Origin of the sequence: Chryseobacterium sp. POE27, assembly GCF_039727685.1 — a bacterium.
Taxonomy (GTDB): Bacteria; Bacteroidota; Bacteroidia; order Flavobacteriales; family Weeksellaceae; genus Chryseobacterium.
Genome location: NZ_CP152475.1, coordinates 4,117,330 through 4,140,439, shown reverse-complemented (window position 1 = coordinate 4,140,439; position 23,110 = coordinate 4,117,330). Strand labels below are relative to the sequence as shown.

The window sequence follows — 23,110 nt, the reverse complement described above, 5'->3', positions numbered from 1 at the left end:
TTTACACTTTTTGAGCAAATCTGAAAACAGAATTAAAATTTAGCCACTACATTCTGATAATCAACAATTAAACAAATTTCAACAAATCAATAAATCAGTTAAATTATTATTAAAATTCTTTTACAACATTAAAGATCATTTAATTTATAATGCCATACATTTCATTTATTGCTAATTTAAAATTCAAAATTTCGCCAATTAAAAAAAATGCTTATATTTAAAATCCTTTAACTATTTACTTTAAAATCATGACCATCAAAAGATTATTCGATATACCACATTATGCTTTAGAGACATACCCGAAAACGGATATGTTTGTGACAAAATATCAGGGAGAATGGAAAAAGACCTCTACTGTAGAATTTATCAATGAAGCGAATAAAATATCACGCGGGCTTCTGAAGCTGGGTATAAAACCCGGAGATAAAATCGCTCTGATCACAACAAATTCACGCACAGAATGGGCAATTATGGATCTTGGGCTTTCACAAATCGGTGTGGTTTCCGTACCTGTATATCCAAGTATTTCTCCGGAAGATTATGAATTTATCTTTACAAATGCCGAAATCAAATATTGCTTTTTATCTGATAAGGACCTTTTGAATAAAGTAACCAAAGTAAAGCATAATATCCCGTCGCTACAGGGAATTTTCACATTCGACAATGTAAGCGGTGCTGCCAACTGGAAAGAAGTACTGGATCTCGGTGAAGATGATTCTACCCAGATAGAAGTTGAGGATCTTTCCAACACGATTAATTCGGAGGATCTGGCGACTATCATTTACACTTCCGGGACTACAGGAAGGCCAAAAGGTGTAATGCTGACACATCAAAACATTGTTTCTAACGTGCTGGGTTCGATTCCCAGAATTCCGAAAAAGAAAGGCCTTGATTATAAAGATACACGGGTACTCAGTTTTTTGCCGATCTGTCATATTTTTGAAAGAATGCTTTTTTTATCTTTTCCAATACAATGGTTTTTCTATATATTTCGCAGAGAGCATCGAAAAAATGGGAGAAAATGTAAAAGAAGTAAAGCCTCACTATATGAGCGTTGTTCCAAGGCTTGTGGAAAAGGTTTATGATAAAATATATACAACAGGCTCATCTGCAGGCGGTCTGAAGCAGAAAATATTCTTCTGGGCTCTGAATCTTATTTCCAAAAAGAAAACCGTTTCCAAACCATCCGGACTACAGGAAATTATTGCTGATAAACTTGTTTTCAAAAAATGGCGTGAAGGTCTTGGTGGCGAAATCATTACTTTAGTTTCCGGTTCAGCAGCTTTATCAACAAGATTAAATTTAATGTTCCAAAACGCAGGGATTCCTATTCTTGAAGGCTATGGCTTAACAGAAACTTCACCTGTGATTTCCGTAAATGCTTTCGGAAAGATGAAAATAGGAACTGTAGGTCTTCCCTTAGACAATCTTCAGGTGAAAATTCAGGAAGACGGAGAAATTACCGTAAAAGGACCTTCTATCTTTAAAGGTTATTTTAAAAATGAGGAAATGACGAAAGAAGTGTTTACAGAAGATGGGTACTTTAAAACCGGAGATATCGGCCATATCGACAGTGACGGTTTTCTTCAGATTACCGACCGTAAGAAAGAAATGTTTAAAACTTCCGGCGGAAAATATATTGCTCCTCAAACTATTGAAAATCTGGCCAAAGCATCCAAATTCATCGAGCAGATCATGGTTGTTGGTGACGGCGAAAAAATGCCAACTGCTCTTGTACAACCTGATTTTGAATTTGCCAAAAGCTGGGCCATGCGAAACAACCTGAATATAGGCTCAACACCTCAGGAAATTGCGAAAAGTAAAGAATTGAAGGAAAGAATCGAAAAAGAAATAGAAAATACTAACGAACATCTGGGAAATTGGGAAAAGATCAAGAAAATTGAACTGACACCTGAAATCTGGAGTATTGAAACCGGGCTTTTAACACCCACCTTAAAACTTAAAAGAAAAGCCATTAAAGAAAAATTTATCGATCTGTACAATAATATGTATGATCGCCATGAATAAATGAAAACCGCTTCTGTTGAGGCGGTTTTTTTATTTAACAATGCCTTTTAGAGTTATAGGAAATATAGTATCAAATTTTGATATGTTTTTATTTGTAATTAGAAAAATTTGTTTAGCTGTCATTCCAGAATCTTTATATTTATTAGGATCATATTTAGTTTTTATAGAAATAATATCATTTTTTGAGTAAAATCCTTTTTTCACCTTACTTTCGGTACAATCGCATCCGTCTTTTACTCCATATATTTTTAAACTGTCATATTTTAAATTGACATTTAAAAGTGTATTTATAAACATTCGTTTTCTTTTTATCCAAAATTCCGAAATCATGAATCATTGTCTCTTTATTACCATTGAAAATCACTTTTTCAGAAGTTTTATAGGTGAGCAAACACAAAATTATTAATATCAAAAAGACAATAATTATGTATGAGTATTTTTTATTCACGGCTGTCTTTCTTTTTTTTGATGTAAACCTCTAATCCCATCATCAAATTTGTATATATTCCAGGCTTTCTTGAAAGACTAAATGCTCCCCAACCAATTTTCTCATCATATCGTGTGTAGGTTAATATTTCTTTATAAGTTGTCAATCTAACAGAGGGTCCAATATCTTTATCTTTAATTCCATCATGCAACCATCTTACAGCAACTAAAACCCCTTCTTCAGGAAAAGGAATATGATAATTTTCAACATTAATCTTTACATTAGTTCTCTTTTTATTTTTTGGGGTATATATAATTTGTTGTGTATTCAACTTCTCTCTAGGCTTTCCAGTTAGGGCATCAATTTTGTAAAAGTTAATTTCTAAATCTACAAGTTTATAATCCGAATCTGTCTTATGTAAAAATAAAACAACATTACTTATTCTACCTTTTTGCCTTAAATTATTTTTAAATTCAAGCCCCATTTCATATGTGGATGGAGAATTGCCTATTTTTAACCGATTATTAATTTCTTGTTTTAGTCCGTATGAATAATCTACTTTTTCATAATCTTTATCATTAATTACAACAGTTTCTATATTAGTATATTTTTCTGCTATGGTATCTGTTTTCATTCCTTGCTGAATCTGAGCATGAGCCGCGAAACTTGCAGCAATTAAAAAGAATTGTATTATATTTTTCATTATATTAATCTTAAAAGAAGCTGTCTCAAAAGTACTCCTAAAGACTTTTTCAATCTAATAGTTTTCTTTAATTTACTTTTTAAGACAGCTATAAAAATGAGTTACCTACGCAAATCCTGGACCACAGCCAATAAGTCTTGGTTCATCTTCCCACTCTATTAACCCCCATAACATACTATGAGTTACAACCTCATAATAACATCCAGCAGAATCTTTCCAAATGTATCCTCCTTTTTTTGCTTGTACTTGTGTATTTGTTAAAGATGCACTTGCTATAAGTGCAAAAGCTGACATAATCATTAGCTTTTTCATGTTAAATAAATTTATTTTTCACCTACTTATTTTGCTAAAATTTCAACAGAGAAACTTTGACTTTCCTTTCGGAGGCAGGTTTTCGGTTTTATTCCTGCCTTTCTGTTGCAACATATCTTTTAATATGAATCAATACATGAATTATTGATTCAACTTATTAATTTAAATAGTAAAAACAGCTTCTGGAAAGTGAGCTCTTGTGTTTTTCGGGAGTAAATATATATAGAAATAAGATGCTAAAAACAACAATTCTTCATATTGAGAATTACATTCTGGACTTTATAATTTTTTAACTCTATTTAATAACCTAAAATTGATTATGAATTTAAAATATTAATTTAGAACATAAAAAAAGCTGCCTCATCTGAGACAGCTTTCGTATTTTAAAAATTGGAATTAAGATTAAAACTTAATTACAGATTTCATTTTTTCGTTTTCCTCCATTACCAACTCATCGTCAACAAGGATTTTCCCAGAATGCTCATCAATGATGATTTTCTTTCTCTGAGCGATTTCCATTTGTTTTTGAGGTGGGATTGTAAAGAATGATCCTTTCGGAGCTCCTCTTTCTAATCCTACTACCGCAAGACCGTTCGGTGAATTCGTTCTGATTCTGTTATAAGAAGCCAATAATCTTTCGTCGATTTTTGCAGCGAATTCTTTAGATTGCTCAATTAGATAGTCTTCTTCTTTCTGAGTTTCAGAAACCAGACCTTCTAATTCTTCTTTTTTAAATTTCAGGTGATTTTTAAGATCATCAATCTTCGCATTCAGCTCATCCAGCGTTTCGTTTTTATGACCGATCTTAGCTCCGAATTCTTTAATTCTTTTTTCAGCAAGTTGAATTTCAAGTTCCTGATATTCAATTTCTTTACCTAATGCTTCAAACTCTTTATTGTTTCTTACATTATCCTGCTGAGATCTGTATTTTTCAATTAAAGTTTTTGCATGGTTTATTACTTCATGCTTTGTTTTGATCTGATCGTCCTGATCCTTAATATCCGCATGAAATTTTTCAGCTCTCTTTTCAAGACCTTCGATTTCAATCTCAAGATCCTCTACTTCGATTGGCAATTCTCCTCTTGTATTTCGGATTTCGTCCAATCTAGAATCAATGATCTGCAAATCGTATAAAGCTCTTAACTTCTCTTCAACTGAAATATCGTTGGTTTTTGCCATATTTTAAATGAAATAATTTACCGGGTTCGTTTTCTCAATAGATTTTGAGATTGCAAATGTACTAAATTTTTGTGATAAAATTTCAAATAATTGTTGAGTCACAAATTGTTCTGATTCAAAATGTCCTATATCACAAATCATCATTTTAGATTCTGCCAGAAAAAAATCGTGATACTTCACATCTCCTGTGAGATAAGCATCACATTTTTTGGAAATTGCAGATTTTATTCCGCTTGCACCAGAGCCGCCTAGAACACCTACTCTTTTTATTTTTTCACCATTATAATCAGAATGTCTGATGATTTCAAGATTGAATTTTTCTTTTACAAATTTCAAAAAATCCTTTTCATCCATAGGCTCTTCGAAATCTCCATACATTCCCAATCCTGTGTAATGATTAGCATTATCAAGATTGTAAATCTGATGAGCAACTTCCTCGTAAGGATGTGCAGACTTCATTGCTGCAATAATCTGCCCCTGCTTATATCCTTCAAAAATAACGGAAACCATATCTTCATCTGCATTTTCCCTGATATCCTGTTGACCTGAAAAAGGATCTGAACCTTCTTTAGGACGAAAAGTTCCGTATCCGTTTACTGTAAAACTACATTCGTCGTAGAATCCTATACTGCCTGCTCCTGCTGCAAAAAGCACTTCTTTTAATCTTCCGGAATAGTCTTTAGGCACGAAAACCGTCAGTTGCTTCAGATCATTTTTTTTAGGCTGAAGAATTTTAAGATTTTTAAGTCCAAGCCTTTGACATATTCCGGCATTTACCCCAAAAAAATCATTATCAAAAGCAGTATGGATCGCATAAATGGCAACTTTATTCTCAATAGCCTTTATAACAGCTTTTTCTACGTAGTTCTTGCCTGTTAAAGATTTTAACCCTGAAAAAATAATCGGGTGAAAACATACAATGAGATTACAATTTTTTAGGATCGCTTCCTCAACTACATTTTCAAGAGCATCATGACATATCAATATTCCACTGACATCGCGATCCCAGGATCCGCACAGCAGTCCTACATTATCAAAATCTTCCGCCTGCTGTAGTGGAATTCGTTTTTCAATCTTAGAAATAACATCTCTGATTTTCATTTTATTCTGTATGTTTGTCACGAAAATAAGGATAATTTATTATATTTAAAAAAACATTAAAATGGAAAGAGAACATAATCTTGTTCCGGAAGATGCATGGTGGAAGCGATATCTTTACAGAATCATTTACCGCTCCGACACAAAACTTGGAAAACTGTTTGACATCATTTTACTGTCGCTGATTCTGATAAGCACGGCCATTATTATGATGGAAAGCATTCCCAGACTCGACAAGAGATTTCATTACACTTTTATTATTCTGGAATGGATTATTTCTATCTTTTTTTCAGCAGAATACTTTTCCCGTATTGCTGTGGTAAAAAATAAGCGTCATTATATTTTCAGCTTTTTCGGAATTATTGATTTTCTGGCGCTTGTTCCTTTTTATCTGAGTTTTTTCTTTCCGGTAACCAAATATTTCCTGATTTTCAGAATGCTGAGAATGCTTAGAGTTTTCAGGGTTTTTAATCTTATGGACTTCATGAATGATGGTTCTGTGATTGTAAGAGCCTTAAAAAACAGCTCGAGAAAAATTTATATTTTCCTTTTATTCCTGATTATTTTTTCAGTAATTGTCGGTTCGTTGATGTTTATGGTCGAGGGCGGAAGACCTGGTTTTGAAACTATTCCGCAATCAATTTACTGGGCTGTGGTTACGGTAACGACTGTTGGCTACGGTGATGTTTCTCCAATTACGCCTATGGGGAAATTTTTTGCGGTGATTCTGATGCTGGCCGGTTATTCAATTATCGCTGTTCCCACCGGAATTGTAACCGCCGAAATGCGCAACAAAAGACAAAATCTGGGAAAAATTTGCGACCGTTGCGGAAATGAAGACATTGATGATGATGCAAGATATTGTAAGCAGTGTGGCAAGAAATTGGCTTAGTATAGAATATTCTAATTATATCTATTAACCAAATACCACACATCATGGAACCAAAAAAGAAAAATAAGCCCAACTCTTTAGTAATTATACTATTTTCGTTAATCGTATTAATGGTCATTATTTATTTCATTCTTGTTACTTTCTTTCCGGCTGTTTTCGAAAGTCTTAATACCGGGAATTTACAACCTGTTGACAATAAATGATATGGTTAAAAATTTACCCCCAATGAAAAAGGCGATCTTAAAAAGACCGCCTTTCATTTTACTATAATTCTTACAGTTATTTTTTAATAGTTTTAACTGTTTGTTTTGAACCATCTTTCATGGTAAGTGTCAAGAAATACATGCCTTGTTTCAATTCTCCTAAATTAACTGAAGATCCAGGATTATCAATTACTTTTAACAGTCTTCCTGAAACATCAGAAACAGAAACTGATTTTACATTGGCTGCATCTGAAATATTCACTACGTCTGTGAAAGGATTCGGATATACTTTAATATTTTTCTTTTCAGATTTCACGTCAGAAGTTCCTAATGTACCTTTTGTAATATCGATAGTAAAGGCTCCTTCCGGCATATCATCCCAGCCATCATAATGGCCAACATTTACATAATAAGTATTTCCGGCAAGCGTTGAGATAGAAAGTGTTTCCGTACCACCTGATCCCTCACTGTCAACTGTATCTTCACATGATAAAGCTGAGCAGGTTCCGCTGTAAACGCCAATCTGTGGATCAAAATTGCTTCCTGCCGGCATTGTAACTGTAATATTGAATGTATCACCGTCTCCAACGAAAGTGAACCATGTTCCATCATTCATCTCATTGTCGCAAACATCTATTATCCCTGCGTTATTTGTAACTCCGTCACTATCGTTTTGAACATAGGTATATGGGAAAACACTTGCTACAAGAGCCCCAGCACAATCATCGTTAGCAGGTGGCGGCGGGAATGTACCCACACAGATATCAAAGCTTTGATTGCTGCCAGTACCATAATAGCTGTAAACTCTTACAAGATAAGTTTCTCCAGGCGTAAGATTAGAAACAGTACTTGATTCACCATCTGAACAATGAATACTTGATAAAGCTCCACATCCTCCGCTGAATACCTGGAAGTAAGTATCTGTATCGTCTGGTTCACTTCCTACAGACTGAATATTCAAAAGTGATATTTTATGCCTTGTATCTGTTGCAACAAATTTGAACCAAACATCGTCATCCGCCTCTCCATAGCAAGGGTCAGGCGCAGTACCGGAATCTGTAGCTCCAATAGTATAACCTGCCGTTACAGTACCGCAGCTCAGATCCGGATTTACCGTTAATGTAGTTGCCGTAAGGCATTCATCATTTACCGGTGCCGGCGGCGCTGTTGTAAACATGACTTCAGAACATCCTGCAGATTCTCCTGCCGCGCTTACTGCAATAACTTTCAGATATAGAACAGTGTTGGGCGCAAAAGGAGTTGCCGGAGTAAAGCTATTGGTGCTAACAGAAACCTGATCGGCAATATCTGTTCCGCCTGAAGTTGTACCGATTGAAACCTTATAGCTTGTAGCACCAAATGAATCATTCCAAGTTATAACCGGAGATAATGGAACAAAAGAAGAATTATTTACAGGATAGGTAACAATAGGACATGCAGCTGTAGAGCTCATCGTTAACCCATCAAAAGTAATAACAGATTTATAATCTCTGCGAATTCCATCTGAAGGAGGAGAAGCAGGATCCGGATTTACACTATCATCCCTGTAAGTGATCGTGGAGTTCGCAACTCCCGGATACACATACATCGCTTCATCAAAATCATTATTATCATAGCCTGCCGAATTCTCTTCCGCAGCTACCACCAAATTATCCACATTGTTGTAAGGATATGGTGTTGCAAATGTAATTTCAATCACTCCATTTGCATTGGTTACCGTTCCGGAAAAGACCTGCGTAAGTTGCGCAAGAGGAACCCAGTCTGAATCTGATGTAAATGAGGTTTTGGTAGTTTGCCCTAAATATACAACCCATTCCGATGAACTTGCGATTGACATTGAAGGATCCAGGTAAAATTTTAATCCTGTAATGTTTCCCGCCGCATTTGCATTGATTTCCTGTTTCGTGAAAATCTGCTGCACATATGAATATCCGAAATAGGTGCTTATCGGAGCAACTCCGACATCTGTGCTTCCCGCGCCCAAATTTATCTGCGCATTAAGCATCATACTTAAAAACAATAAGCATGAAAGTAGAAATTTTGTCATAATTTATTTTTGCTAATTAATATAACGAAATTAATAATTATTTATTAACCCATCACACTTAGCAACATTTTTTTTAAAAAAATTTAAAAATAAATCACTACACCAGTAAATCCAATAACATATTATACAAAATATTACATATTTCATTTTTATCATCTATTGGAGAAATAAATATATACTTCAACATCTATTCATTTTATTGATTATATTTTAATCCAAACTATTATATCAAATTTTATCCAGCTTAAATTCTATAAATGTGCATAAAAAAAAGCGGCTGAAACCAGCCGCTAAATTTTAAATAAAGCAATAATTACTTTTTAATAGCTTTAATTGATTGTCTAGAACCATCTTTCATTTCTAAAGTCACTAAGTACATTCCCTGTTTCAATTCTCCAAGCTGAAGCTGAGATCCAGGATTTGCAATAGTTTTCACTAGTCTACCCGCAATATCCGTAATCAAAACATTCTTAACATTAGAAGCATCAGAAATATTCAATACATCATTGAATGGGTTTGGATATACTTTGATATTATTTTTAGCGTCTTTTACTTCATTTGTCGCTAAAGCAAGTGACGAATCATATGCAGAGATCTGGAATGCGCCATCAGTCGCTGTTGAGAACTTCCAAACACTCACAAACAATATTGTACCCGGAGTCTGTCCTGTTAACACAATTTTAGAGAAGTTACCATTACCGGTATCATCATCACACGCCACAGAAGTCGTAGTACCACAATCAGTAAATACCGACAATACAGTATCTGCCAGAGGAGAACCTGCTACTGCATCTGTTTCAATTGTTAAATTACCTGAAGCAGGAACTGTAACTTTATACCATACATTACCACCAACATTTGTAGGTGTAAATAAGCAACTGGCAGTTAAAGCAGGAGTATTAGTAGACCCAGCAATAGTACCTGAAACCGCATTTTGAGCAAATGTACCTCCTGTTGTTAAATCAATCGCGCCTAAACAGCTGTCATTTGCCGGCGGAGGCGTAAAGCTTATCGGCCCTACCCAAGAACTTTGCGTACCACCACAATTAGATCTTACCCACACGTAGTAAGTAGACGTGGAAGACAATGTTAATGACGTGGAAGTTGCCGTTACACCAGTTATCGTTGGTGTTGTGGAAGCGGTAGGCGCAGTGTTTGTGTTATTGTAGTACACATCATATCCATTTGATGGAGCTGCTGTAGGAGCGGTCCAGGAAATCGTTGCTTCTGTCATCGTAACTGATGAAGAAACTAACGCTGTTGGAGTATCACAAGCTGGAATAGTCTCAACAATGAAATTATCTACAAAGAAATCATAATCCTGCGAATCGTCCACTGTACCATCACTACCATACATTGCAAAAATCACATTAGTACCTGTATAAGCACTCAGATTAAGTATATAAGTATTGGTAGTATTATTAGGAGTATTAGCCGTATCCCAAGTTTGAAGAACAGTCCAAGTCGTTCCGCCATCGATCGAAGCTAAAAGCTGCACGACATCATCAGATCCCATAGCACTCGGTGTAGTTAGAGCAAAACTTGTCAATCCATAATCAAATTTAAGTCTGTATCCTCCTGCTGATAAATTAAATGCCGGAGAAATCAGCCACCCGTTTCTTCCTGTTGAAAAAAGATTGATTTTTGCTGCACCGGTGGAACCTGAATTTAAGAACCCGTCTTCTATCCAGTAATTAGTAGTGCCTGTTCCAGGGCCTGTAGCAGGTGATCCTCCATTTAGACGAGACCAACACACTCCCGGGAATGTCGCAAAGTTATTTGTGTAGTTCGGTGTATAAGTACCGCAAACAGTCGTAAAGTTTCTTACTGTACAAGATGAAGAAGTTGCACTTCCACTGTAAGCATTAACCGTATAATAATATGTAGTAGAAACATTCAATGCCATACCTAATGTATATGTCGTCACATTTCCTACATCTACGTTATTTAAAATATCTGTTCCTCCAGATGTAGTTCCCATAGAAATTTTATAACCCGTCGCACCCGTAGAAGCAGTCCAAGTGATGGTAGGAGTTGTAGATACACCTGTAGCAGCAGAAGTAGGAGCGCTTACAGAAGGACAGCTTATATTTGCCGTCGTGAAAGATCTCTCTGTACATCCTGTGGCACTTCCTATTGCATTCTTAGGAATTACAGTAAGATAATACTGTTGGTTGAAGTTAAGAGGAGTACCGGTAGGTATTGTGTAAGAAGTAATATTACCTACATCAACTCCGTTCATGACATCTGTACCTCCGGGAGTTGTTCCTAAATTAATCACATAGCTTGTAGCTCCGTTTTGCCCAAGAACACTAGCCCATGTAAAAGTAGGTGTTACGGAAACACTGGTAGCATTAGCCGTTGGTGCTGAAATCGTTGTGCAAGGAGGAGCAGCAACAGCAGCAGGATAAGTTACATCAAAACCGATTACAGGTCTTCTGTAATTTGAACTGGTAAGTGTTGCCGTAAAAGCACCTGTTGTATTAAGGTACTTAGTAGTATTACTATTTGTGGTAGAAATACAGGTCGTACCATACTCGTAATCCCAGGTAATACTTGAAGAAGGAGCAGTTGTTTGAGTATACTCTAAATATACTGCTAAGTTACTCCCTGCCGTGTACGCAAAATTGGAAGAGTGAGAAAACTGTTTGAATCCGGAAGTAGACCCAACAGCCGTAGCTGGATCTGAATCATACACCAATGTAGCTGTTGAAATTTCAGTAGCCCAATCAGGCGAACCTGAACCAAAATCTGTAATTGTTGTATTTTTCAGATAAATTTTAAAGGTTGTACCTGAAGGAAGTGATCCTGAAGTAGCAAGTCTTCTGAAATAGGTTCCGGTAAGCGTTCCCCCACTCAGTGCCGAAAGCTGTGAAGCAGGAAGAATAAATGCGGTTCTGTTTTTACTGTCAGCGGTTGAGCTACTGTTCATTGGTCCATATGTATTAGACGAGACCCCCGTTAAACAGGTTGTGACGGTAAAATTTTGTCCATCATATTTTTGATATCCAAATAAGCACATCAAAAATAGAAACAGGAAATTAAGTTTTTTCATTCGTTAGTAAATTAAAATTAGGGGATAAAAATATTAATAAATTACATTATATCAAACACAATGTTAATTTTTATATAAAAAAATTAATAAAAGTTTAAAGTTATTATATAAAATTAAACATTCATTTGATTTAAATATAAATATCACAATTTAATGAATTGAAACAAGATATTGATTTTAAGACACTTAAGTAATGTAATTATTATTAAAAATCAAATTAATAATTTCCATTTAACATAAATAAAATTTAAAATTAAAAAGCCGTCCCAAGTTTGAGACGGCTTCTTCAGATTATGATAAGTCTGTATTAATTTAAATAAAATTCATACTTATTAAGCAACTGAATTTCTTTGATTAGTTCACCACTGAGATTCACCGAATGCTTCATCGACTGCACTTCAAGATGCTCTGTCCCGGAATCATCATTGGTATTTTTAATATAAAACTTAAGCTTCTGATTCCCTTGATTTCTTTCAAGAACTGTTCTGAAAAATATGAGATCTTCCGGCCTGAAATCCATCACATCCATTACAAGAGAGATACTTTTCGCAAATTTTTCAAATGCCTCCTGAAGCTCAATAACCTCATTCACATTTACAAAAACCCTTCCGTCTTTTACCTGCGCAAACTTAATCTTAAAAATCACAAAACGCTGCACTTCGAGCTTTTCTTTAAGACGCATATAATCACGATCGCCAAGTCTGAAAGAATAAGATCCGGAATAATCTTCGAGCGTCACAAAAGCGACTTTTTTCACCGCTTCTGAAACCATCCTGCACGCGATATTCCGTAATAAGACCCGCAACGGTATATTCTTTTCCACCGCCACCATTTTCTCTTTCTTTCTGCAACGTTTTCCAGTCTTTTTTCTTCTCTTCAAACAATTCTTCCTGTTTATTGGCAAAAGCCTGCTCTTTGTATGCATCTACTTCATCAAGATTAAGAAAGTGAAAAACTCCCTTAGGTTCTGCTTTTTTAGTAACCTCTTCAATAATCTCTTCTTCACCAGCCACCAATTCATCGGAAACGATTTCTACAAGATCAGCAACATCCGGCACATCCTGTTCGAGAATAGGGGGCTCGTCAATAACTATTTTTACTTCGTCTTCTTTTTCCAACACTGCCTTTTTAGACAACTGACCCTGCATAAACTGGTACTGATATTTAAATTCATCCAGCGGATGCGCAGAAAGATAGAACCCTATGGTTTCCTTTTCTTTATTCAGCTTATGCATATTCGGCCATTCGGGACACGGCGGGAGTTTCGGCTGCTCGATCTGCACTTCTTCTGCAAAATCCGCAAACAGCGAATTTTCCATTTCATTTTTACTTTCCTGGAAGCTCTGCCCGTATCTGATCAACCTTTCCAGATTTGTTCTGCCAGCCATGTCAATATCGAAATACTGACCTCTATGGAAAGAATCCAGTTCGTCAAAAGCACCGGCCAGCACTAAACTTTCAGCAACTCTTTTATTCATCTGAGAAGGAAGAATCCTTTCAAAAAAATCATAGATATTCTTAAATCTGCCGTTTGCTCTTTCTCTTGTGATAGCTTCACTTGGTCCTTCCCCAATACCTTTGATAGCTCCCAATCCAAAACGGATCTGTCCTTTTTCGTTTACAGAGAATTTATATTGAGATTCATTAACATCAGGCCCCAGAACGTCTACTCCCATACTTTTACAGTCTTCCATGAACATGGTAATAGAATCGGTATTGTTAATGTTATTACTCATTACGCTCGCCATATATTCAGCAGGATAATTGGCTTTTAAAAATGCGGTTTGATAAGCAATAAACGCATAGCACGTTGAGTGAGATTTATTAAAGGCGTATTCTGCAAAGGCTTTCCAGTCGTTCCAGATTTTTTCCAATCTTTCTTCGTCGAGATTGTTTTTTCTTCCGCCTTCGATGAATTTTGGGTACATTTTATTAAGAACGTCGATCTGCTTTTTACCCATCGCTTTTCTCAGTGTATCAGCTTCACCTTTTGTAAAATTGGCCAGTTTCTGAGATAAAAGCATTACCTGCTCCTGATAAACGGTAATTCCGTAAGTTTCTTTTAAATATTCTTCGGTTTCCGGTAAATCGTAAACAATCTCTTCGATTCCATGTTTTCTGTTGATGAAATTCGGGATATATTTAATCGGCCCCGGACGATACAAAGCATTCATCGCAATAAGGTCAGCAAAAACAGTAGGTTTAAGTTCCCTCATGTACTTTTGCATTCCCGGACTTTCATACTGGAAAATCCCAATCGTTCGTCCTTCTTTAAACAGCTGATACGTTTTAGTATCATCCAACGGGATTTCATCCGGATCAATGTCGACACCGTGCCTTTCTTTAACCAGTTTCAGAGCATCTTTAATAATGGTCAGTGTCCTAAGCCCCAGGAAGTCCATCTTAAGAAGGCCTGCACTTTCAGCAACTGAGTTATCAAACTGGGATACCAAAATATCTGCATCTTTCGCTGCAATCGTTACCGGAACAAGATTACTCACATCTTCCGGCGTAATAATAACCCCACAGGCATGAATCCCGGTATTCCGGATACATCCTTCCATTTTTTTCGCACTCGCCAACACATCATGACGGGGATCTGAAGGACTATCCAGAACAAATCGCATTTCGTCAACGAGCATCTGCTCCTCCGGTTTCAATTTATCATATTTAGCCAAAGCTTTAGCAATATTCATCCCGGGTGTGGAAGGAATCAGCTTGGCTATATTATTTGTATCAGGAATCGGAACATCCAGAACTCTTCCGGCATCTTTAATGGCAGATTTACCTCCCAAAACGGAATATGTAATGATCTGCGCTACCTGGTTCTGTCCATATTTATCAATTACCCATTTGATAATCCGGTCACGACCTTCATCATCAAAATCGATATCAATATCCGGCATGGAAACCCTTTCCGGATTCAGGAACCTCTCAAAAAGGAGGTCATATTTAATAGGATCTACATTGGTAATTCCGATACAGTACGCTACCGCAGAACCTGCCGCAGAACCCCGCCCCGGACCAACCCAAACGCCCATTTTACGGGCTTCATTACAGAAATCCTGTACAATCAGGAAATATCCCGGATATCCTGTATTGGCAATTACTTCAAGCTCGAAATCAAGACGTTCTTTAATACTTTCCGTGATTCCATCAACTCCATATCTTTTCTTGGCTCCTTCATAGGTCAAATAGGTCAGATAAGCCATTTCACCTCGTTTTCCACCATCTGTTTCATCTTCTGCATGAACGAATTCCTGAGGAATATCAAATTTAGGGAGAAGAACATCTCTTTTTAAAGTATAAGGCTTAAATTTTGCGGTAAATTCTTCAAAAGCGTCAAAAGCGTCTGGATATGCTAAAAAAGTTTCTTTAATTTCATCAGAATTTTTGATATAATATTCCCCCCGTAGCAAGGCCTCTTCTTTTACCAAAACCTTTACCGACAGGCGTTGAAAGCTTTTCACCGTCTTTGATACAGCTTACAATATCCTGAATATTAGAATCATCTTTATTGGTATAAAAAGTCTCGTTCTGTGCTAAAATTTTAACATTATATTTATCTGCAAAATGAAGGAGGACATCATTCAAATGCTCTTCTTCAGGCAAATTATGATTTTGAATCTGAACATAGAAATCGTCTCCAAAAGTATCTTTCCACCATCTAAAAAGCTCCTCCCCTTTCTGTTCACCCGTATTTAAAACAGCATCCGGAATATCACCGTGAATGCCGGAAGTCAAGGCTATGATACCTTCTTTATACTGAGCAATTAATTCGCGGCTTACCCTTGGAACTCCAAAATAAAACCCTTTAAGAAAACCGATACTTGAAAGCTTTGCCAGATTTTTATATCCGTTAAAATCTTTCGCCAGTAAAACAACCTGCGTTCTCCTGTCGGGATCATCTTTGGTAAACTGCTTTTGCTCATAGCGGTCGGAAATATAAAATTCGCAACCGACCACGGGAATCAATGGTTCTGAAACCGGTTCGGCATCACTGAACATTTCACCCTTTTCCTCCGCTTCCTGCTTTTTAGCTAAATATTCCTTATGCTTTTTAGCTCTGTCACCATTAACACCCTCCACGGCAGAAACAAATTTAAAAGCCCCCATCATATTTCCCAAATCCACCATTCCGACGGCCGGAAAGTTATCATCGGTAGCTTTTTTAATCAGATCATTAATGCTGGAAGTCGCCGAAAGAGTGGAGAAGACACTGTGGTTATTAAAATTGAAATATTTCCCGAGATCAATCTCATCAATACTTCCGAAATCCTGCTGTTTCTTTTTATTATGAAAATCTGCGACCTGTCTCCTGATAACAATATTGAAAGGCTTGATCGGATCGGGATAAAGCGTTTTAAAATACGTGAGCTGATCCTCAGAAATTTTTAAAACCTCAGCCGGTACCACTCCTATTCTCATCATCTCGAAAAACACCTGAGCCGTAGCATTTACGTCGGCCGCAGCATTGTGGGCTTCTTCAAACTTATGTCCGTACAGCTTTTCATATAGTTCTTCCAGTTTCGGAGGTTTAAATCTTCCGCCACGACCTCCTCCAAGCTGGCAGAAATCTGTCCCAAGAATCATCGTGTCAGCTCTCGGCTTTTCCTGAAGGTTGTCTTTAATATTTTTACGGTAAAATTCTGCTCCTACAATGTTATAGTCGAACTCTACGTTGTGTCCGGAAACAACTCTTACTTTTTCTAAAACTTTAGAAAATTCATTTAAAATCTCTGTAAGATCACGACCTTCTTCATTGGCAATCTTAGTCGTAATCCCGTGAATTCTTGCAGCGTTGAAAGGAATGTCATATCCTTCCGGTTTTATAATATAATCCTGATTTTCAATTAATGTTCCGTCATCATTATGCAACTGCCACGCAATCTGTACCATTCTTGGCCAGTTGTCTAAGTCTGAAAGCGGAGCGTTGAAATTCTTTGGTAAACCTGTGGTTTCTGTGTCAAAAACTAAATACATGTAACTTTTTTCTAGCTTTTAATTAAAAGAGAATGTAAAGTTACTTCATTTTTTTGATGTAAGTATGTTAATACAATTTTAAAAGGATTAAGAAAGTCTGTTTTCAAAGTTAAAAAATTCTTAATTACGGATAATTTTAATAAAATTTTTAAGATTAATTAAAATTTTATTAAGATTAATTATAGTATAACCAATATATATTAAGAAATCATGAAACTTCTATACATTTGTTGCAAGATATTTACATAATCACTAACGGGCATGAAGAAAAATCTAATTTTTATCGGAATGTTGCTATGCATAACTGCATATGCGCAAAAAAATAACGAAACTTTAAAAAGAGAATTTGAACAGCAAAAGATTCAGAATGAAAAAAAATTTGATGCTTATGCTGAAAAGGTTTACGGAAAAAATCCTGATTCATCAACGAAGAAAAAAATAGATTCATTAAAATCACGTTTAGGAGGATTCAATTTTGACATCCCTTATTTTTTAGAGGAGCATGATACCAGACAATTGTCGAATTCCAATTCTGACCAACTGAATACCGCAGGTAATATTTCAGGGCTTACAGGTGCTTTCAACGGAGAAAACATTAAATATACAATTTTCGACGGCGGAAGAATATATGCAGCTCATACCGCTTTTGATAATGCACCCAACAGAATCACTAATAAAGAAGAAAGCACACAAGACTATTCTGACCATTCTACAGGTGTAGGAAGTTTTATCGGTGGAAAAAGTGCTAATTTATCCAGCGGCGGTGTGTCTGTAGGAAATGCTAAAGGAGTTGCTGTCAATTCCACGATGGACAGTTATATGTTCGCAACAACTACTTTGCCTGGTGACACTTCCACAAGTACTGTTTTTGATAAAATTCTTACTGCTTCACCCAATATTTCCAATCACTCTTATGGTGTTAATTCCGGATGGACAATAAACTATGACACCAGTGGAAATATTACTTCCTTTTTATATAATGGATCTAAAAGCGGAAGCACATTCTATGATTTACAAGGCACTTACAATACGAGCGATTATAACTATGACATGTTAGTGTATAATAATCCTTCTTTCATTATTGTAAAATCTTCAGGAAACTATTTTGACATGGGACCTAATGGTTCTACCTCAACCGCTCCGAAATATTACCGAAATTCCAGCGGTCAGGTAGCCTTTAGCTCTACTGATACAATTCCCCAAAACAATTGCTCACAAGGGTACGATTGTATCGGAACAGGATCACTGGCAAAGAATATTATTGTAGTAGGAGCGACAGACATCATCACAACCAATAATTTCCGCTACACCACATCAAGTGACGTTGTGCATTCAGAATATAGCAGTGCAGGTCCAAGAGACGACGGCGGAATAAAGCCGGACATCTCCACAGTAGGAACAGATGTGCTGTATGCTGCGACATCAGCCACAGGCAGCAGCGTATGGGCAGGAGGAAGCGGAACTTCTTTTTCAGCACCGGTTGTAACAGGGATCATCGGACTTTGGACACAAATCTACAAGCAGCTATTCAATAATGCATTGCTTAATGCTGCTTCAGCAAAAGTACTTACCGTTCATTCTGCGGCTGAAGCAGGAAATATTGGTCCGGATCCATGGTTTGGATGGGGATTTATTGATGCTAAAAAAAGGAGCGGAATTACTCGTTGGTAAATCAAACAATACCGTAATCTTCAATGATGAAACACTCAACAGCGGAGTAAAAAACACTAAAACCGTTATAGCATCTGGAAGCGAGCCACTAAAAGCAACCATCAGCTGGATAGATCCGGAATATGAACCGAATTACCAGTTTGTATCAGATGTTTACAACAACAGATCATCAAAATTAATTAATGATCTCGATCTTAGAATTATAGATCTTACCACCAACACTATATATTATCCTTGGAAACTTGATGCCAACAGTCCTTTAACGCCTGCAACAAAAGCCGACAATACGGTTGATAATGTTGAACAGGTGGTTATTGATGCTCCTGTGGCCGGAAGAAGCTACAGAATCGAAATAACAAACAAAGGAACATTGGTTGATGAAGCCGGATCTTCTGCCCCACAAAGCTATTCGATTATGGTGACCGGACAAACCCAGTCTTCATTAGGAACAAGCGATGTAGCAACAGACAACGGAATAATCGTAGCACCTACGCTTACCAAAGATTTTGTTAAAGTATTAAAAGCACCGAAAAAGTCCGTCTTTAATGTGTATGATTTGTCCGGCAAAAAATTACAAAGCGGAACCATTAATAATAATGAGGAAAGCATCGATCTTACTCCATATATTAAAGGAATCTACATCATCGAAGTAAAAACTGCCCGTGAAACAATCTCTAAAAAAGTGATTAAAGAATAATAAAATATTGTTTTAGCTTTATGAATACACAAAACACTAACGATTGTTAGTGTTTTGTTTTTTTGTTTATCTTTGCTTCCTATGGAAAATACACTTCACGAAAAAGTTTCTCGGGAAATTCTGCTTAAAGCTTATAACCATATGATGCTTGCCAAGGCAATGGCAGACATTTACGAAGAAAACCGAAATGTTACCAAATACGTTCATAGTACATCAAGAGGCCACGAAGCCATTCAGCTGGCCATTGCTTACCAGCTTAAAAAAGAAGACTGGGTTTCTCCTTATTACAGAGACGAAAGTATTCTTTTAGGAATAGGTTTTGAACCTTATCAGCTGATGCTTCAGCTATTGGCAAAAGCAGACGATCCTTTTTCAGGAGGAAGATCTTACTACTCTCACCCGTCAAGCAGAGATGAAGATAAACCTAAAATAATTCACCAGAGCTCTGCCACAGGAATGCAGACCATTCCTACAGCGGGTATTGCACAGGGGATAAAATATATTGAGGATTTTAATCTTCAGCAGTTTGAAAATAATCCGGTTGTAGTCTGCAGCCTCGGAGATAATTCAGTAACGGAAGGTGAAGTGAGTGAAGCTCTTCAGTTTTCAGCATTACATCAGCTGCCGATTATTTTCCTGATTCAGGATAATGAATGGGGAATTTCCGTAACTAAAGAGGAAGCCAGAACCTGCGACGCTTACGATTTTGTAGCCGGATTTACAGGCTTAAGCAGAATGAGAGTCGACGGAACAGATTTCATTGAAAGCTTTGAGGTCATGAAAAAAGCAGTAGACTTTGTACGTACTGAAAGAAAACCTTTAGTTGTTTGCGCTAAAACTGTTTTAATTGGTCACCACACTTCCGGGGTACGAAGAGAATTCTACAGAGATGAAGAAGATTTATCAAAACATAGAGCCAAAGATCCGGGAGAGATTCTTAGAAATCAATTGCTGGAATCCGGAGTTGATGAAGAATTATTAAAACAGATCACTAAAAAAGCCCGTCTTGAAGCTGAAGAAGCTTTTGAAAGAGCCCAAAAAGCTGAAGATCCGAAACCTGAAACCGTAATGCAACATATTTTTGCACCGACTCCTATTACTGAAGAAGTTGGAACGCGTGAGCCTCAGGGTGGTGAAAAAATCGTTATGGTTGACGCTGCCATTCATGCCATTCAGGAGCTGATGTGGAAGCATCCTGAAGCCTTACTGTATGGACAGGATGTGGGCGAAAGAATCGGTGGTGTATTCCGCGAAACGGTAACGTTAGGAAAGAAATTCGGGAGCAAAAGAGTTTTCAACACCGCCATTCAGGAAGCCTATATTATCGGTTCTACAACAGGGATGAGCGCAGTCGGATTAAAACCAATTGTTGAAGTACAATTCGCCGATTACATTTATCCCGGAATCAACCAGCTGATTACGGAAATTTCAAAATCGAATTATTTAAGCCAGGGTAAATTTCCCGTAAGCAATATCATCCGTGTTCCAATTGGAGCTTATGGCGGCGGAGGACCTTACCACAGTGGCAGCGTTGAAAGTATTTTAGCAAATATTAAAGGAATAAAAATTGCTTATCCGAGCAATGCTGCTGATTTCAAAGGATTGTTAAAAGCAGCATATTACGACCCGAATCCGGTGATCATGCTGGAACATAAAGGATTGTACTGGAGTAAAGTTCCCGGAACGGAAGATGCCAAAACTATCGAACCTGCAGAAGACTATATCTTACCTTTCGGAAAAGGAAAAGTAATCATCGAAGCTGATAAAGATGAAACCGAAAAAGGCAGAACCTTGTTAGTTGTAACCTACGGGATGGGCGTTTACTGGGCTAAAGAAGCCGTGAAAAACTTTAACGGAAGAGTGGAAGTCATTGATTTAAGAACATTGATTCCGCTTGATGAAGAACTTGTTTTTGAAAGGGTAAAAGCTCACGGAAAATGCATCGTTCTTACAGAAGAACAATTGAACAACTCATTTGCTGAAGCTTTTGCACACAGAATTTCTAAAAATTGCTTCAAATATCTTGATGCCCCTGTTGAAACAATAGGATCTCTGGATACTCCTGCGGTTCCTATCAACTTAGTTTTAGAAAAAGCCATGTTGCCTAATGCTGAAAAATTAAGTCTAAAGATTGAAGAAATGCTGAAAAATTAATTCAGATAAAAATAAAATTTAACCTCTAAAATTTCTTTTAGAGGTTTTTTTTGTATGCTTTTTTGTTACTTTGAATAAATTTTAAAAAAGCATTACCTCCTTATGATCACAACAAAATACGTCAACTACAAACAAGTTCTTAACTTATCAGGATTTCATCTCATCCTGATTTCTATTTGGTGTACATTGATTGCCGTACTTTTTCATTTCTTCAATTGGCACTGGATGGTCATTCCGTGGGTTCCCGTAGCGTTGATCGGTACCGCAGAAGCTTTTTTGGTTGGTTTTAAAAACAATCAGGCCTACGACAGGTTATGGGAGGCCAGAAAAATATGGGGCGGAATCGTTAATTCCAGCCGAATGCTCGGTTCAATGGTCTATGCTTTTGATGCTGAAAATGAAAAAATTGGAAAATTTGAACTCGAAGATCACAGAAGAAAAATCGTCTGCAGACATATCGCATGGCTGTATGCATTCCGTGATCAGCTTCTTATTCCTGCAGAATGGGAACATATCAAGGTGGAGGAAGAGCTTTCAAAGAATACCGACCTCAAACGTAACCGTTTGATTAAAGCGGGATTTCCGGATTATACAAGAGCACCGCTATTTCTGAATAAATATTTATCAGAGGAAGAAGCGGAACAACAATCTCATTATAAAAATTTCGCCACTTATCTCATTGCCCAGCAGTCGAAGGATGTCAATGAGCTAAAAAATATGGGAGCCATTTCAGAATTCAACCAGATGCAGTTACAGGACTGTCTCAATGAATTTTATACCCTTCAGGGCCAAGCTGAAAGGATCAAAAAATTTCCTTTGCCGAGACAATTTGCGAGTACGGCTTTTGTATTTAATGTCATTTTTATTATGCTCCTTCCCTTAGGATTGGTAAGTGAATTTGCCCAGCTGGGAGATTGGGGAATCTGGGCTTCCATTCCTTTCTGTATTACAATTGGCTGGATTTATATCATTATGGAGCTTGTTGGAGATTATTCTGAAAACCCTTTTGAAGGATTAATGTTCGATATCCCCATGCTTTCCATATGCAGGACTATAGAAATTGATCTTCTCCAAATGACCGGAGAAACAAATCTGCCTGATCCTATTTCATCTAAAAATGGGGTTTTAGTCTAAAGATTAACTTTCAGAGGTACATTTCACAGAACAATTACGGTTGTATTTTTCACCTCAGAGATCATAAAGGAACTGTGAGTACTTGCAATATGCTGTAAAGTTGTAAGTTTAGAAAGCATAAAATTACGGTAGTCTTCCATATCCTTAACCGAAATTTTTAAGATATAATCATAATCGCCACTTACATGAAAACATTCGGTCACTTCGTGCAGATTGATGATTTCTCTCTCAAACTGCAATACATATTCTTTTTTATGCTGGGTTAATTTAACATGACACAGTACAATAAAATCCCTGTCGATTTTATGCCTGTCGAGAATGGCAACATATTTTGAAATAACTCCTGTATTTTCAAGTTTTTTGATGCGCTCATAAACAGCCGTAACAGACAAACCCAGCTTATAAGAAAGTTCTTTGGTGGTTTGTTTGGAGTCTTCCTGCAAAAAAAAGAGTAGTTTTTTATCCGTTTCATCGAATGCCATAGATTATTTTTTGTTAAAAGTTTACACAATTCAAATATAATAAAC

13 protein-coding genes and 2 pseudogenes are annotated in these 23,110 nt (G+C 36.7%); 6 read left to right on the top strand and 9 right to left on the bottom strand.

Annotated features, from left to right (window positions below; translation table 11 throughout):
• The first annotated feature begins 248 nt into the window (after window positions 1-248).
• A pseudogene (locus tag AAHI02_RS19920) lies at window positions 249-2,028 on the top strand (long-chain fatty acid--CoA ligase).
• A 30-nt stretch (window positions 2,029-2,058) separates the two neighbouring features.
• Here the strand turns inward: AAHI02_RS19920 and AAHI02_RS19915 are convergent.
• The 5 genes from AAHI02_RS19915 to AAHI02_RS19895 form a co-directional block, all read right to left on the bottom strand.
• Window positions 2,059-2,325 (bottom strand): DUF1573 domain-containing protein, encoded by a 267-nt coding sequence (locus AAHI02_RS19915; RefSeq protein WP_346984648.1) that lies wholly within the window; start codon window positions 2,323-2,325, stop codon window positions 2,059-2,061.
• A gap of 143 nt (window positions 2,326-2,468) precedes the next feature.
• A complete protein-coding gene (locus AAHI02_RS19910) occupies window positions 2,469-3,158 on the bottom strand; it encodes a hypothetical protein (protein ID WP_346984647.1) in 690 nt (229 codons plus the stop codon).
• 105 nt (window positions 3,159-3,263) lie between these two features.
• Complete coding sequence (locus AAHI02_RS19905) at window positions 3,264-3,470, bottom strand: hypothetical protein (RefSeq protein ID WP_346984646.1); 207 nt, start codon at window positions 3,468-3,470, stop codon at window positions 3,264-3,266.
• A 402-nt stretch (window positions 3,471-3,872) separates the two neighbouring features.
• Complete coding sequence (locus AAHI02_RS19900; protein WP_042719937.1) at window positions 3,873-4,649, bottom strand: zinc ribbon domain protein; 777 nt, start codon at window positions 4,647-4,649, stop codon at window positions 3,873-3,875.
• A gap of 3 nt (window positions 4,650-4,652) precedes the next feature.
• Window positions 4,653-5,750, bottom strand: coding sequence for a Nif3-like dinuclear metal center hexameric protein (locus tag AAHI02_RS19895; protein ID WP_346984645.1), 1,098 nt, complete (start codon window positions 5,748-5,750; stop codon window positions 4,653-4,655).
• Window positions 5,751-5,811: 61 nt separating this feature from the next.
• Between AAHI02_RS19895 and AAHI02_RS19890 the strand changes: the two genes are divergently transcribed.
• Window positions 5,812-6,639, top strand: a complete 828-nt coding sequence (locus AAHI02_RS19890) for an ion transporter (RefSeq protein WP_346984644.1) — start codon at window positions 5,812-5,814, stop codon at window positions 6,637-6,639.
• Between the two features lie 279 nt (window positions 6,640-6,918).
• Here the strand turns inward: AAHI02_RS19890 and AAHI02_RS19885 are convergent, their stop codons facing one another.
• The 3 genes and pseudogenes from AAHI02_RS19885 to dnaE form a co-directional block, all read right to left on the bottom strand.
• Window positions 6,919-8,889 (bottom strand): T9SS type A sorting domain-containing protein, encoded by a 1,971-nt coding sequence (locus AAHI02_RS19885; protein WP_346984643.1) that lies wholly within the window; start codon window positions 8,887-8,889, stop codon window positions 6,919-6,921.
• 313 nt (window positions 8,890-9,202) lie between these two features.
• The gene (locus AAHI02_RS19880; protein WP_346984642.1) at window positions 9,203-11,821 is read right to left on the bottom strand and encodes a T9SS type A sorting domain-containing protein; all 2,619 of its coding nucleotides are present in this window, start codon (window positions 11,819-11,821) and stop codon (window positions 9,203-9,205) included.
• Window positions 11,822-12,251: 430 nt separating this feature from the next.
• A pseudogene (dnaE, locus tag AAHI02_RS19875) lies at window positions 12,252-16,927 on the bottom strand (DNA polymerase III subunit alpha).
• 261 nt (window positions 16,928-17,188) lie between these two features.
• Here dnaE and AAHI02_RS19870 point away from each other — a divergent pair.
• From AAHI02_RS19870 to AAHI02_RS19855, 4 genes are all read left to right on the top strand, one after another.
• Window positions 17,189-18,598: a S8 family serine peptidase gene (locus tag AAHI02_RS19870; RefSeq protein ID WP_346984641.1), complete on the top strand. Its 1,410-nt coding sequence runs from the start codon at window positions 17,189-17,191 to the stop codon at window positions 18,596-18,598.
• Window positions 18,564-19,295 (top strand): T9SS type A sorting domain-containing protein, encoded by a 732-nt coding sequence (locus AAHI02_RS19865; RefSeq protein WP_346984640.1) that lies wholly within the window; start codon window positions 18,564-18,566, stop codon window positions 19,293-19,295. Before AAHI02_RS19870 ends, AAHI02_RS19865 begins: the two co-directional genes overlap by 35 nt.
• Window positions 19,296-19,376: 81 nt before the next feature.
• A complete protein-coding gene (locus tag AAHI02_RS19860; protein ID WP_346984639.1) occupies window positions 19,377-21,449 on the top strand; it encodes a thiamine pyrophosphate-dependent enzyme in 2,073 nt (690 codons plus the stop codon).
• A 102-nt stretch (window positions 21,450-21,551) separates the two neighbouring features.
• A complete protein-coding gene (locus AAHI02_RS19855; protein WP_346984638.1) occupies window positions 21,552-22,583 on the top strand; it encodes a bestrophin family ion channel in 1,032 nt (343 codons plus the stop codon).
• A gap of 23 nt (window positions 22,584-22,606) precedes the next feature.
• Here the strand turns inward: AAHI02_RS19855 and AAHI02_RS19850 are convergent, their stop codons facing one another.
• Entirely contained in the window at window positions 22,607-23,065 is a 459-nt protein-coding gene (locus tag AAHI02_RS19850; protein ID WP_346984637.1) for an Lrp/AsnC family transcriptional regulator, read from the bottom strand.
• Window positions 23,066-23,110: the final 45 nt, after the last annotated feature.